The sequence below is a fragment of the Nakamurella alba genome (genome assembly GCF_009707545.1).
Lineage (GTDB): Bacteria > Actinomycetota > Actinomycetes > Mycobacteriales > Nakamurellaceae > Nakamurella > Nakamurella alba.
On record NZ_WLYK01000009.1, the window covers coordinates 44,498 to 57,779 of the forward strand.

12 protein-coding genes are annotated in these 13,282 nt (G+C 70.7%); 10 read left to right on the plus strand and 2 right to left on the minus strand.

Annotated features, from left to right (window positions below):
- Positions 1–16 precede the first annotated feature (16 nt).
- A complete protein-coding gene (locus GIS00_RS20280; protein ID WP_322098205.1) occupies positions 17–2,323 on the minus strand; it encodes a molybdopterin-dependent oxidoreductase in 2,307 nt (768 codons plus the stop codon).
- Between the two features lie 150 nt (positions 2,324–2,473).
- On the opposite strand from GIS00_RS20280, the gene GIS00_RS20285 reads away from it, so the two are divergent.
- The 3 genes from GIS00_RS20285 to GIS00_RS20295 all read left to right on the plus strand — a co-directional run bounded on the left by GIS00_RS20285 (position 2,474) and on the right by GIS00_RS20295 (position 5,515).
- On the plus strand, positions 2,474–3,088 hold the full coding sequence (locus GIS00_RS20285) for a TetR/AcrR family transcriptional regulator (protein ID WP_154770299.1): 615 nt from the start codon (positions 2,474–2,476) through the stop codon (positions 3,086–3,088).
- Between the two features lie 278 nt (positions 3,089–3,366).
- Positions 3,367–4,422 carry a nucleoside hydrolase gene (locus GIS00_RS20290; protein ID WP_154770300.1) on the plus strand — a complete coding sequence of 352 codons (1,056 nt, stop codon included), beginning with the start codon at positions 3,367–3,369 and terminating at the stop codon, positions 4,420–4,422.
- 46 nt (positions 4,423–4,468) lie between these two features.
- Positions 4,469–5,515 (plus strand): nucleoside hydrolase, encoded by a 1,047-nt coding sequence (locus GIS00_RS20295; protein WP_154770301.1) that lies wholly within the window; start codon positions 4,469–4,471, stop codon positions 5,513–5,515.
- A 68-nt stretch (positions 5,516–5,583) separates the two neighbouring features.
- Here GIS00_RS20295 and GIS00_RS20300 read toward each other — a convergent pair whose 3' ends face one another.
- Positions 5,584–6,558 (minus strand): PaaX family transcriptional regulator, encoded by a 975-nt coding sequence (locus tag GIS00_RS20300; protein WP_322098206.1) that lies wholly within the window; start codon positions 6,556–6,558, stop codon positions 5,584–5,586.
- A 401-nt stretch (positions 6,559–6,959) separates the two neighbouring features.
- On the opposite strand from GIS00_RS20300, the gene GIS00_RS20305 reads away from it, so the two are divergent.
- From GIS00_RS20305 to GIS00_RS20335, 7 genes are read left to right on the plus strand one after another with little or no spacing between them, the layout of a single operon-like run.
- Positions 6,960–7,979 carry a transporter substrate-binding domain-containing protein gene (locus tag GIS00_RS20305; protein ID WP_154770303.1) on the plus strand — a complete coding sequence of 340 codons (1,020 nt, stop codon included), beginning with the start codon at positions 6,960–6,962 and terminating at the stop codon, positions 7,977–7,979.
- 43 nt (positions 7,980–8,022) lie between these two features.
- Positions 8,023–9,180, plus strand: a complete 1,158-nt coding sequence (locus GIS00_RS20310; RefSeq protein WP_154770304.1) for a CaiB/BaiF CoA transferase family protein — start codon at positions 8,023–8,025, stop codon at positions 9,178–9,180.
- A complete protein-coding gene (locus GIS00_RS20315; protein WP_154770305.1) occupies positions 9,177–9,944 on the plus strand; it encodes an enoyl-CoA hydratase/isomerase family protein in 768 nt (255 codons plus the stop codon). Before GIS00_RS20310 ends, GIS00_RS20315 begins: the two co-directional genes overlap by 4 nt.
- Positions 9,941–11,098, plus strand: a complete 1,158-nt coding sequence (locus GIS00_RS20320) for an aminotransferase class V-fold PLP-dependent enzyme (RefSeq protein WP_154770306.1) — start codon at positions 9,941–9,943, stop codon at positions 11,096–11,098. The genes GIS00_RS20315 and GIS00_RS20320 overlap by 4 nt, the downstream gene beginning before the upstream one ends.
- Positions 11,095–11,523: a PaaI family thioesterase gene (locus GIS00_RS20325; RefSeq protein WP_154770307.1), complete on the plus strand. Its 429-nt coding sequence runs from the start codon at positions 11,095–11,097 to the stop codon at positions 11,521–11,523. The genes GIS00_RS20320 and GIS00_RS20325 overlap by 4 nt, the downstream gene beginning before the upstream one ends.
- Entirely contained in the window at positions 11,520–12,473 is a 954-nt protein-coding gene (locus GIS00_RS20330; RefSeq protein ID WP_154770308.1) for an amino acid ABC transporter permease, read from the plus strand. The genes GIS00_RS20325 and GIS00_RS20330 overlap by 4 nt, the downstream gene beginning before the upstream one ends.
- A complete protein-coding gene (locus tag GIS00_RS20335) occupies positions 12,470–13,279 on the plus strand; it encodes an amino acid ABC transporter ATP-binding protein (RefSeq protein ID WP_154770309.1) in 810 nt (269 codons plus the stop codon). The genes GIS00_RS20330 and GIS00_RS20335 overlap by 4 nt, the downstream gene beginning before the upstream one ends.
- Positions 13,280–13,282 lie beyond the last annotated feature (3 nt).

Consider the following 13,282-nt stretch of genomic DNA (forward strand, 5'->3'; position numbering starts at 1 on the left):
TCGCAACACTGCCGGGTTAGCGCGCGTGGAGCTCCGGAACAGCATGCGGGTCGGCGGTCCGGTCGGGCCCGTCGTAGCGTTCGATCTGCACCAGGACCGTCTGCGCGGTCACGGCCTGGCCCATCCGGGAGGATCCGACATCCCGGGACAGCGCGTTGGGATTGCCGTGCACGTCCCAGATCTCGTCGCCACGGAACTCCGGGGTGAACCATGCGCCGGTGGCCAGCAGGGCGACACCGCGGACGAGGTCGTCCCGCAGCTCCGCCCCGGCGAGCACCGACCCGCGGACGTTGAAGATCCGGATCAGGTCGCCGTCGGCGATTCCCCGGTCGGCGGCGTCGGCGGCGTGCAGCACGCACGGTTCGTACCCGCGGATCTTGCTGCCCAGGCTGACCGCGGCCATGTCGAGCTGGCTGTGCAGCCGGGTGGCGGGCTGCGGGGAGAGCAGGTGCAGGGGGTGTTGTGGGTCGGGGTCCCCGAGCCATTCGTAGGGCGCCAGCCAGACCGGATGGCCGGGGCACTCGGGGTACCCGAACCCGGCGACCCGCTCGGAGAACAGTTCGATCCGCCCGCTCGGCGTGGCCAGCGGGTGCGCCGCGGGATCGGCGCGGAAGTCGGCGAACGGGACCTGGGAGTCGGGCACGTCGATCTCGATGCTTCCCAGCCGCCAGAAGTCCTCGAACCCAGGGAGGTCGACGGCATGCACCGCCGCGTCCGCCCGGGCCTGCTCGTACATGTCCGCCAGCAGTTCGCGTTCGGAACGACCACCGGTGAGATCGTCGAGCACACCGAGTCTCTCGGCCAGCCCGCGGAAGATGGCGTGGTCGTTGCGCGCCTCGCCGACCGGCGGCACGACCCGGCGCATCGCGGTGATGAAGGAGTCCTTCGACCCGGCGGCGATGTCGTCCCGTTCCAGCGTGGTGGTGGCCGGCAGCACGATGTCGGCGTGCCGCGCGGTCGGCGTCCACCACGGCTCGTGCACGATGATCGTCTCGGGCCGCTGCCAGGCCCGGACCAGCCGGTTCAGGTCCTGGTGGTGGTGGAACGGGTTGCCACCGGCCCAGTACACGAGCCGGATGTCCGGGTAGGAGTACCGCGCACCGTTGAACTCGTACTCTCGGCCGGGGTGCAGCAGCATGTCGGCCATCCGCGCCACCGGGATGGACCGGCGCAGCGGGTTCCGGGTGGCGGTGAACGCCGGCACGCCGAAACGCCGCCGGTAGTTGCCCGTCCCGGCGATGGACCCGTACCCGAAGCCGAAACCCGTTCCCCGGAGACCGATCCCGCCGAGCACGGCAGCCAGGGCGATCACCGCCCAGTACGGCTGCTCGCCGTGGTCCGCTCTTTGCAGCGACCAGGTGGCGGTGACCATGGTCCGGCCGCCGGCGAGGGTGGCTGCCAGAGCCAGGATGTCCCGCTCCGGGATCCCGGTGATGCCGCTCGCCCAGCCGGCCGACTTCTCGACGCCGTCGGCGCTGCCGTCCAGGTAGGCGAGGTAGCGGTCGGCGCCGACGGTGCACCGGTCCAGGAAGTCCCGGTCGTGACGCCCGGCGCGGACCACCTCCCGGGTGAGCGCCAGGATCAGCGCCGTGTCGGTGCCCGGTCGGATCGGCAGCCAGGACAGGTTCCGGTGCGGCGGGGCGTCGTAGGCGACCGGGTTGACGTTGACCGCCCGCACCCCGTGGTCCAGCGCGTCGAGCAGGCCGAGCCGGGACCGGTGGGCGGCCACCCCACCGGGCTCCACCTGGACGTTCTTCGCCGGGGCACCGCCGAACATCAGCAGCGTGTCCGCGCCTTCCCGGATGTCCTGCCAGGTCGGCACCCCACCGAGCACGGCGGCGGAGTCGCCGACGACGTGCGGCAGCACGGCGTCCGCGGCGCCGAAGCTGTAGTTCGAGATCTGGCCCACGTAGCCGCCCGTGGTGGCCAGGAAGTGCGACAGCTGGGTCTTGGCGTGGTGGAACCGGCCGGCGCTCGACCACCCGTAGGAGCCGCCGAACACCGCGTCGTGGCCGTGCTCGGCCCGCACCCGCAGCAGCTCCCCCGCCACCAGGTCCAGCGCGGTGTCCCAGTCGACCTCGACGTAGCCGTCCTTCCCGCGCCGACCCGGGTCCCCGCCCTCGCGGCCGGACAGCCACCCCCGGCGCACTGCCGGCCGCAGCACCCGGTTCGCCGCGTGCACCGCCGACGGCACCGACTCCAGCAGAGCCGAGGGGTCCGGGTCCTCGGGCACCGGCCGGGCCCGGATCACCCTGCCGTCGGCCACCTCCGGCACGAACGCACCCCAGTGGGAGCTGTGTCGGGGTGTTTCCTGCCGGTGCACCAGGGCCCCTTCCGTCGGCCGGCCGCGACCATCAGTTCTTCTGACGCCGGCGGGTTCTCTCCTTCAGGAGTTATAGCGCCCCGTCCGACGCCCGTCGCACCACCGTGGCGGTCGTCATGACGGAAACGACCGAGCTGCCATGCTGGTCGGATGGAACCCGCTGATCCCGACGTCGCGCGCCGCCGCAGGGGGACGGTGCTGGAGGACGCGATCCTGGAAGCGGCGCTGACCGAGCTGAACGAGCAGGGCTGGAACGGGTTCAGCATGACGCGCGTCGCAGCGACCGCAGGAACGGGGAAGGCATCACTGTACCGGCGCTGGCCGGACAAGCAGTCGCTGGTGCAGGCCGCGGCGGCGAGGATGGCAGCACGCGGCGATGTGAACCGCCCCGAACTGACCGGTCGGCTCCGGTACGACCTCTTCCAGTTCCTGCTCGGCGTCGCGACGTTCCTGACCGGTCCCTTCGGCCAGGTGGTGCGTGGGTTCGTCACGGATGTCGATCCTGCGGCGCTGTCCGGGCCCTTCGTGGTCGACGACCGGATCGCCGCGGTCGACGCCATCCTCGCTGCCGCGCAGCGGACCGGCGAGTTCGACGGGCGCGAGATCCCGGTACATGCGGTCAATGTCGGGTCCAACCTGGTGGTGCACCATTTCCTCGTGCACGGAGCTGTGCCGGACCGGCGGACCATCGGTGAGTTCGTCGACACGGTCTGGCTGCCACTGTTGGTTCCGACCCCTGCGGTCGATCGGCGGCGGACCTCGTAGGGAACTATCCGTTCCTTATTGACCGCGCTTCACCGGACCAGTACGGTGCACACACGATCTGACGGTGCGCCGGACACAGTCCGCCCGTCCGGCGCACCGGTCGTCCGCGCGCCTCGCGAACCCCACTTCTTGATCGACATCAACTGCGGCGCTGTACTTCTCGGGCCATAGTGGATCGCCGCATCGGTATTCAACCATTGACAGCCAGCCGCTCGTCACCGCACAGTTCACATGGTGCCGATCCATTCGGCACTGACTGTCTATTCAAAGGAGAACTGATGGTGGATCGACGCACGCTCTTCCAGGGTGCCGGCGTGGCCGCGGCGGGTGTGGCGCTCTCCGCGACCGCCACCGGGACCGCCGGTGCGGCTCCCGTGCCGCAGGCGGTGGCGGCCGCGGGTCCGAGCGTCTACCGCGACCCGGCCGGCCCGCGCAGCCGGGTGCTGATCGTCAACGACACCGGTGGTGACCCGGACGGACTGTTCTCCACCGCCCACGCGCTGCTCTGCTCGTCGACCGAGGTCCGCGGCATCGTCGCGACCCTGCACAGCAACGGCAGGATCCCCTCGCCGGCTGATCTCTCCGCCACCAAGGCGAAGGAACTGCTCAAGGTGATGGGCTTCCCGAAGATCCCGGTGCACGTCGGGTCGAACACGAAGATGACGAGCCGCACCATCCCGATCGACACACCGGGCGCACGGGCGATCATCGCAGAGGCGAAGCGGACCGACACCACCCTGCCGCTGTACGTCACCGTCGGCGGCAACCTCACCGAGGTGGCCAGCGCCTACCTGCTGGACCCGACCATCGCCGGGACGTTCACCGTCATCTGGATCGGTGGCGGCTCGTACCCCGACGGCGGACCCGAGTACAACCTCGACCAGGACCCGATCGCTGCGCAGGTGGTCTTCAACGACACCAGCATCCCGATCTGGCAGGTGAACCAGGACGCCTACCGGCAGGCCGTGGTGTCCGACACCGAACTGCAGGCGGCCATGCTCGGCTGCGGCAAGGTCGGGCAGTACCTCTGGAACGAGCTGTACACCAACACCATCGTCGCCTACTCGCGCTACATCAACCTGGGCGAGACCTACGTGCTGGGCGACAGTCCCCTGGTCCTGCTCTCCGCGCTCAACCAGGCCTACGACAGCACCGGGGCCAGCGGCACCGGCACCAGCCTGTTCGACACCGTGCCCGCCCCGGTGCTGGGCGCGACCGGCTCGTACACCGAGAACCCCGACGGCCGGCCGATCCGGGTGTACCGCACGATCGACACCCGTCTGATGTTCAACGACTTCTTCGCCAAGATGCTCTTCCGGTACGGAAAGCACTGAGACGCAGTCCTTCCCATACCCCCACCACGACCCGACGGAGTGAAAGATGGTTGATCGTCGTACTTTCCTGCAGGTTGCCGGAGTGGCATCCGGTGTCATCGCGGGTGGCACACTGTCCGCCACGGCGGCGGGCGCCGCCGCGCCGACACCCGCGGCAGCCGGCCCCCTGGTGCCCACCAGCGCCTGGAAGAACCCCAACGGACCGGTGGCCCGGGTCCTGGTGGTGAACGACAACGGCGGCGACCCGGACGGTCTCGTCTCGACGGCCCATGCCGTGCTGAGTAGCGGCGGACAGGTGGTCGGGATCGTCGCCAGCCGCAAGGTGTACCGCTTCGCGCCGAATCCGACATCCGCGGACCAGGCCAAGGCGAAGACCGACGAACTGCTCAAGGTCATGGGAATCAAAGGCATCAAGACCTACGCCGGTTCCATGGATGCGATGACAGCTGTCGATGCGCCGAAGGACTCGGCCGGCGCCCGCGCCATCATCGCCGAGGCCAACCGGACCGACACCACACTCCCCCTGTACGTCACCGTCGGCGGGGCGCTCACCGATGTGGCGAGTGCCCTGCAGCTCGACCCGTCGATCGCCGGGAAGTTCACCCTGATCTGGATCGGCGGCGCCGCCTACCCCGCCGGCGGCGCCGGCGAGACAAATTCGAGCGACGACCCGATCGCCGCGCAGTCGGTGTTCAACAACTCCACGGTCCACATCTGGCAGGTGCCGATCGACGTCTACTCGCAGGCGCTCGTGGGGATGAGCGAATTCCAGCTCGCCATGCTGCCCTGCGGGAAGGCGGGCGGCTACCTGTTCAACGAGATCACCGCGCGGATCGGGCTCTTCCGGCTGAAGGGCGACTCCTACTGCATGGGCGACAACCCCCTCGTGCTGCTCAGTGCCCAGAACCAGGTGTACGACAACGCCGGCAGCAACGGGAAGTTCGTCGTCCGTCCCGCGCCGACACTCAATGCCGACCTGACCTACACCGACAACCCGGCCGGCCGGCCGATCCGCGTCTACACCTCGATCGACACCCACCTGATGTTCAACGACTTCTACGCCAAGATGCTGCTGAAGTACGCGAAGCGCTGAGGCAGGCGACGCCGGATCGCGGCCGGGCGGTCGGGTCCGGCGTCAACCAGCGTCGCCGGGTGTCGTTGTCAGCCCGCGAACGGTGACACGGCTTCGGCCGCACCCGGCTTCCCGCCGTAGATGCCGAGGACGCTCTCGGCGGTCGTCTGGAACCCGACCAACCCGGCCAACTCCGGGGCGAGATCCTCGACGATGCGGGCGAACTCGGCCGCGGCCCGGGGCCCGAGCTCCTCGTACCCGAGCGCGAACAGCTCGCGGGCGTCCTTGCGTGGCCAGTCGTCGGGCAGCAGCTCGACCGGCAGCTGCGGGTCGCGGGTGGAGAACCCGGACCAGAGCTGGGTGAGGAAGGTGCGGGACACCAGTGCATCCCCCGGCTCCATCACGCCGCTGCGGGCGCGTTGCAGGATCGAGCGGGCGCGCACGATGAACCAGTCGTACTCCGCGCGCAGCGACTGCAGGTCCCACGCCCGCTCGGGACCGCCGGCCGCACTGTCGGCCAGGGTGCGGTGGACCGCGCGGAACGCCGAGACGGTCGGCACGCCGAGCTCGGCCAGGGTCCTCAGCGCGGCTTCGACCCGGTCGTGCGGGGTGACCCACACCCCGTCGTACAGCGAGGCGAATCCCAGCCACCGCAACCGGTCCCGCAACACATCACGCAACCGGCGGTTCTCCTCGGGAACGGAGAACGCGACGAGACTCCAGCGCCCGTCCCAGCCGAGGTCCTCGGCCCCGAAGCCGAAGATGCGCACTGCGCCATCCCGGAGCACCTGCGCGGCGCGTGCGCTCAGCGCGTAGAAGGTGCGCCGGCCACGGCGCTCGACATCGAGCAGGCCGCGCCGGGCCATCCGGCTCAGGGTGGCGCGCGCGGCAGCCTCCGGCACACCGAACAGCCGCAGCAACTCGACCAGCGACGCGGACGGCAGCGGTTCCGGGCGCTCCCACCAGTACTCGCCGAGCACCGACATCAGCAGCGTCGCAGGGTGTTCGAACGGCCGGAGCAGATCCTCGCTCGCCTCGACGGCACGGGTGTCGCCGGTTGTCACTGCCGCATCCCCTTTTCCGGTCCGGTGCGGCCGCCGGGCCATCGGTCATGGCGGGCGGCCGGCACGCAACACGTCGTTCACATTCTGGCAACACATGCAGGGCAACAACAGTCGCTGTCCGCGAGGGGACGGTAACCGACCGGTGAACCGGACCCGCACGTGACATGGACAACACTAGACACATCTACCGACGATCGCTACCTTTCCTGTCATCCGAGCAGGACCGGCGGCCCCTCACGCCGCCCCCGAGTCCGTTCAGCGTCGATGCGCTCGCGATCCGCACCTGCACTGCCGGCACCGCCGTCCGCTGTCCCTCGCCGAATGGAGTCGTTGTGTTCCGTCGTACCCTCGCCCGTCGCTCACGGTCCGCCGCAGGGCCGATTGCCCTGCCCATCGCCGCCTTGACCGCGGTCGCCCTGCTGGTCTCGGCCTGCGGGTCGGGCAGCGACACCGCGGCGACCACCACGTCCGCTTCCACCGCGGACTCGGCGTCCACGGCCCAGTCGGCGTCCTCTGCGTCCTCTGCGTCCTCTGCGTCGTCGGCGCCATCTGCGTCGTCGGTGTCCTCGAGCGGGTCCGCTGCCCCGGTCGACCTGTCGGGGCTGGCGGAACAGGCCCAGCTCTCCCCCGGCTTCCCGGTGGACGATGCCCTGCGTTCCGCACTGCCCGCCGACGTGCTGGAGGCGGGCAAGGTCGACGTCGCGCTGTCGGTGGGCATCGCCCCGGTCAACTTCCCGGGCGCGACCGAGACCGATGTCAAGGGAGCACTTCCCGACCTGCAGGCCGGCCTGCAGGGCCTCTTCGGCGTCGAGTTCACCGGCGAGATCTACCCGAGCACCGCCTCCCAGCTGACCGCGCTACAGTCCGGCCGCGTGCAGATGACGCTGTCCACCAACGGCGACACCGCCGAGCGGCAGGAGACGATGGACTTCGTCGACTACATCCGGGTCGACTTCAACGTCGCGGTGGCCGAGGGCAACCCGCTCGGCGTCACCACCCTCGCCGACCTCTGCGGCAAGCGGCTCGGCCAGGTCAAGGGATCGGCCTCGATCCTGGAGAAGATCCAGCCGGCCTGCGCCGCGGCCGGCACCGAGGATCCCGCGGTGTCGGAGTTCGACGACGTCGCCAGCATGCAGCTGGCGCTGGCCTCCGACCGCATCGACGTGTTCGGTGACAACACCTTCAGCACCCTCTGGTCCAAGGCCCAGGGCCAGCCGGTGGACAGCGTGGTCATCCCCGAGCTCGGATCGCTCTACTTCGGCTTCACCTTCATGAAGGGTCAGGACCAGCTCCGCGACGCGATGCTGGCCGGCATGCAGAAGTTGGTCGAGATGGGCTACTACGACGAGGTTCTGCAGCGCTGGGGCCTGAGCGGTGGGGCCATCACTCCCGGCGTCAACCTGGCCACGGCCGCGAGCTGACCCGCCCCGTATCACGGATCCACCAGCACCAGCGAGGAGCATCATGCAGTCCAGCAGCGCCGGCCCGTTGTCCGGTATCAGGATCATCGACTTCACCCGGCTGATCGCCGGTCCGTGCGCCACGGACCTGCTGGCCGGCATGGGGGCCGAGGTGATCAAGGTCGAGTCGGCCGAGGGCGACGCGATGCGGCAGGCCCGCTCCGTCGACGGCGGCGGGTCCCGGACGGCACCGTCCTTCACGGCCTACAACGTCATGAAGTCCTCGCTGGTGCTGGACCTGAAGGATCCGACGGACCTGGAGACCGTCCGGAACCTGTGTCGGGACGCGGATGTCGTGATGCAGGCGTTCCGGCCCGGGGTCATGGAGCGGCTGGGCCTGGGCCCGGAGGCGCTCCGGGAGACCAACCCCCGGCTGGTCTACGGCTCGCTGTCCGCCTTCGGCGACACCGGGCCGGATGCCGCCCGCGGCGGCGTCGACATCGTGATGCAGGCCGAGACAGGCCTGATGTCGGTGACGGGTGAGGAGGGGCGCGGCCCGGTCAAGGTGGGGTTGCCGATCATCGACGCGGTGAGCGGATACGCCTTGGCCCTCGGCATCCTCGGGGCGCTGCTGCAGCGCGAGAGGCAGGACGTCGCCGGTGATGTCGCGGTGTCGATGCTGGACGCCGGCCTGCACCTGCAGGCGCAGCCGGTGGCCGAGTACCTCAGTTCCGGCAGGATCGCGTCCCGGGTCGGCAACAAGGCCCCCTACGCCGCACCCGCCGACGCCTTCACCACCGGCGAGGGCACCCTGGTGCTGTCGGCCCATCTGCCGGGCCACTGGCGCACGCTGTGCCGGCTGCTCGGCCACCCGGAGTGGATCGAGGACCCGCGTTTCGTGACCACCGAGATCCGGGTGCAGCACCGGGCGGAGATCACCGCGCTCATCGAGGCGGAGCTGGCCACCGCGCCGGCCGACCACTGGGTGGAGGTGCTGGGCGGGGCCGGGCTCACGGTCGGCAAGATCCGCGACTACCGGGAGGTGCTGGGGTCGGCCCAGGTGGCGGCGAACGGCTCCGTGCTGGACGCCACCGATGTCGACGGCACCCCGATCCGGATCGTCCGCACCCCGGTGCGCTTCTCCTCCTTCGACGACACCGCCATCGAACGGCACGTCCCCGGCCTCGGCACCGCGGCCGTCCCGCAGGCGGTGTCCGCATGAGCGCCCCGGTGCTGCTGGAGATCCGGGACGGGGTCGGCGTGGTGACGATGTCCCGGCCGGAGCGGATGAACGCCGTCTCGCTCGATCTGGCCCAGGGTCTGCACGACACGCTCGGCGCACTGGCCGTGGACGACGCGGTGCGCGCCGTCGTGCTCACCGGCGCCGGCCCGCGCGCGTTCGGTGCCGGTCTGGACATCCGTGAGGCCGCGACGCTGGACAGCGACCAGCTCGCCCGTCAGCACGAGCTCTACAGCGGCGTGCAGCGGATGATCGCGGACTTCCCGAAGCCCACGATCGCCGCCGTCAACGGTGTCGCGGCCGGCGCCTCGTTCCAGCTCGCGCTGCACTGCGACCTGCTCCTGGCGGCTCCTGCCGCGCGGTTCGGCATGCCCGAGCTGGCGGCGGGCCGCCCGTGCATCATCGGCAGCTACCTGCTGCACCGCCGGATCGGCCCTGGACTGGCCGCCGATCTTGTGCTCACCGGCCGCTGGCTCCCCGCGACGGAAGCAGTGTCCGTGGGACTTGTCTCGCGCATCGTGCAGCCGGAGTTCCTCCTCGAGGCCGCGGTGGAGGCCGCCGCGGCGATCGGCGGGCGCAGCCCGGCGGCCGTCGCCGCCACCCTGTCCTGGTTGCGGGAACTGCGCACCGGTGCGGTCCCCGACCTGGCCGGTGCCTTCGACCGCGGGGCCCGGGTCAGCGCGGAGTCCGCCGATCCGGACGCGGAGCGGGCGGCGCTGGCAGTCCTCACCGGGAGCCGGTCATGACGATGACACTGCACACCGCTTCCGGGATCCGCTCGCAGTTCCCATGTCTGGCCGACCTGGTCTACCTGAACACCGGCACCGTCGGGCCGTTGCCGACCACCGTGATCGAGGCCGCGACCTCGGCCCTGCGCACCGATCTGGAGCGGGGCCGCAGCTCCGGGCGCCGGTTCCAGGGCATCGCCCGCAACCGGACGCGGGCCCGTGAGCTGTGCGCCGCCCTGGTCGGGGTCGAGCCGGCGGCGGTCACCCTCACCTCGGGCACCACCGAGGGCGTGATGATCGCGCTGCGCACGGTCGGCTGGACGTCGGGTGCCGAGTTGCTGGTCTCCGATGCCGAACACCCGGCCGTCACCGCCGCGCTGCGCGGGCTCTGCGAACGGCACGGCATCGTGCTGCGGAGCTTCCCGACCACCGGTTCCGACGAGCAGGTCCTGGCGGCCGTGCGGGAGGCTCTCGGACCGCGGACCGCCGCCGTCCTGGTCTCGCACGTGCTGTTCGCCGACGGACGACCGCTGCCGGTCGCCGGGATCTGCGCCGCTGCCGCAGGAGTCGGCGCCGTATCCGTGGTCGACGGCGCCCAGGCCGTCGGCGCGATCCAGGTCGACGTCCCCGCCACCGGCGCCGACTTCTACGCCTTCCCCGGCCAGAAATGGCTGTTGTCGATCGAGGGCACCGGGGCGCTTGTCTCCCGGACCGCCGTCAGCGGCCTGGATCCCGCGCCGGTGCCCGGCGCCGCGGTAGCCGCCTTGATCGCCGCCCTGGAGTTCCGCGACGGCATCGACAGCGAGCCGGAACTGGTCGCGCTGGCGGCCCGCCGGAACGCGGAGCTGCGCGCTGTGCTGGAGAGCACCCCCGGCGTCCGGATCCTGTCCCCCGCCTCCGCCACCACGCTGACCTCCTTCGTCGTCGAGGGCACGGCCTCGTCCGAGGTGGTCGCGGCCCTCGGCGCGGCACGGATCGGGACCCGGGTCATCCCGGAGAACGACGCGATCCGGATCAGCGCCGGCTTCTGGACCGACACCCACGACATCGACCGCTTCGCAGCCGGTCTGGCGGGCCTGGCCGGGTCGGGCCGGTCGACGGACCCGCAACCGGCTGCTGCGTGCCCGATCAACCCACCGGTGGCCGAGGGCCCCGCGGAAAGGCAACGATGACTGCGACACTCCCCACCGGCCTGCTGGCCGACCGCCTGGGCATCGAGGTGCTCGAGGCCGGCCCGGAGCGGGTGGTGGCCCGGATGCCGGTCGCCGGCAACCAACAGCCGGACGGCCTTTTGGCCGGTGGCGCCTCCTGCATGCTCGCCGAGAGCGTCAGCTCCCGCGCCGCGGCGCTGCACGCCGCCGAGATGGGCGCCAAGGCCGTCGGTGTCGAGCTCAACGCCACACACCACCGGTCCGCCACCTCCGGGCACGTCACCGCCGTCGCCACGGTGATCCACCGCGGGCGCACGGCCGCCTCCTACCAGGTCGTGGTCACCGACGAGGCGGGCAAGAGGATCTGCACGGCCCGCGTGCTGTGCCTGGTCGTGCGGCGGCCCGGCCACGACCCGAATTCGACGACCCGTGCGGAGGAGACATGACCGTCGACGAGATCCATTCCACCACCACGGCTCCCGATCCCGATGGCCGGTTCGCCGCCGAGATCCTGCTGCCCCGCCGCTCCCCCGGCCGGTGGATCGCCGGGGCGGTCGCCCTCGTGCTGGTGTACTTCGTCGCCTCCTCCCTGCTGACCAAGGAGGGGCTGGAATGGGCTGTCATCGGGAAGTACCTGTTCTCCGAGGGCATCCTGCACGGCCTGCTCAACACCCTCTGGCTCACCGTCGTGGTGATGCTGCTCGGATTCCTCTTCGGGATCGGCCTGGCCGCGATGCGGCTGTCGAAGAACCCGGTGCTGCGTTCGATCAGCTGGACCTACGTCTGGATCTTCCGGTCGGTCCCCATGCTGGTGCAGATCCTGTTCTGGTTCAACATCGGCTACCTCTACCCGCAGATCAGCTTCGGCATCCCGTGGGGACCGACCTTCTTCCGCGGTGACGCCAACGAGATCATCAGCGCCACCACCGCCGCGATCCTGGCGCTGACGGCGCACGAGGCCGCCTACGCCTCGGAGATCATCCGCGGCGGCATCCTCGGCGTCGACCAGGGGCAGACCGAGGCGTCTGTGGCCCTCGGCGTCCCGCAGTGGCGCATCCTGCTGCAGATCGTCCTCCCGCAGGCGATGCGCACCATCGTCCCGGCCGCCGGGAACATGCTGATCGGCACGCTGAAGGGCACCTCGATCGTCAGCATCATCGCGGTGTCCGACCTGCTGTACGCGGCACAGTTCGTCTACAACAAGACGTTCCAGGTGGTCCCGCTGTTGGTGGTGGCCACGATCTGGTACGTCGCGGTCACCTCGCTGCTATCCGTGGGGCAGTACTTCGTCGAGCGCCACTACGCCCGCGGGGCCGTCCGGGTGCTGCCACCGACGCCCTGGCGCCGGCTGATCGCCGCCCTGCAGGGCCACTCGACCAGGAGGACAGGGGCATGACCTCGACTGTTCCACGCGCCGTGCCCGGCGGCGCTCCCGTCACCACGCCGGCGGTCCGGATCTCCGGGCTGCGCAAGCGGTTCGGCTCGATCCTGGTACTGGACGGGATCGACCTGGTGGTCCCGCACGGGTCGGTGACCGTGCTGATCGGACCGTCCGGATCGGGCAAGAGCACGCTGCTGCGCTGCGTGAACCAGCTCGAGACGATCGAGGGCGGCCGGATCGAGGTGGACGGCGAGCTGATGGGCTACGAACCGGCCGGCCCGGGACGGCTGCGGGCGCTCGGCGAACGCCGCAAGCGGCAGCAGCGCACGGCCACCGCCATGGTCTTCCAGTCCTTCAACCTCTTTCCGCACATGACCGCGCTGGAGAACGTCTGCTACGCACCGGTCAAGGTACGACGGCAGGAACCCGCGGCCGTGCGTCGGGAGGCGGTCGCACTGCTCGAGCAGGTCGGCCTGTCCGACCGCGCCGAGCACTACCCGCGGCAGCTGTCCGGTGGTCAGCAGCAGCGGGTGGCGATCGCCAGGGCGCTGGCGATGCAGCCGTCCCTGATGCTCCTGGACGAACCCACCAGTGCCCTCGATCCCGAGCTGGTCGGCGAGGTCCTCACGGTCATCAGGGATCTCGCCGCCTCCGGCATGACGATGCTGGTCGTCACCCACGAGATCGGTTTCGCCAGGGAGGTCGCCGATCAGGTCGTCTTCATGGACGCCGGACGGGTTGTCGAGGCCGGGCCGCCCACCGAGGTGCTGGAGCGCCCCCGCACACCCCGGGCCAGGGAGTTCCTGGAACGACTGCTCTGAGCC

What these genes read in the sequence shown, in the direction of transcription:
- GIS00_RS20330 (WP_154770308.1), top strand. Translation starts at nt 11,520, where the DNA reads ATGACCGTCGACGAGATCCATTCCACCACCACGGCTCCCGATCCCGAT.
- GIS00_RS20290 (WP_154770300.1), top strand. Translation starts at nt 3,367, where the DNA reads ATGGTGGATCGACGCACGCTCTTCCAGGGTGCCGGCGTGGCCGCGGCG.
- GIS00_RS20315 (WP_154770305.1), top strand. Translation starts at nt 9,177, where the DNA reads ATGAGCGCCCCGGTGCTGCTGGAGATCCGGGACGGGGTCGGCGTGGTG.
- GIS00_RS20320 (WP_154770306.1), top strand. Translation starts at nt 9,941, where the DNA reads ATGACGATGACACTGCACACCGCTTCCGGGATCCGCTCGCAGTTCCCA.
- GIS00_RS20285 (WP_154770299.1), top strand. Translation starts at nt 2,474, where the DNA reads ATGGAACCCGCTGATCCCGACGTCGCGCGCCGCCGCAGGGGGACGGTG.
- GIS00_RS20310 (WP_154770304.1), top strand. Translation starts at nt 8,023, where the DNA reads ATGCAGTCCAGCAGCGCCGGCCCGTTGTCCGGTATCAGGATCATCGAC.
- GIS00_RS20295 (WP_154770301.1), top strand. Translation starts at nt 4,469, where the DNA reads ATGGTTGATCGTCGTACTTTCCTGCAGGTTGCCGGAGTGGCATCCGGT.
- GIS00_RS20335 (WP_154770309.1), top strand. Translation starts at nt 12,470, where the DNA reads ATGACCTCGACTGTTCCACGCGCCGTGCCCGGCGGCGCTCCCGTCACC.
- GIS00_RS20325 (WP_154770307.1), top strand. Translation starts at nt 11,095, where the DNA reads ATGACTGCGACACTCCCCACCGGCCTGCTGGCCGACCGCCTGGGCATC.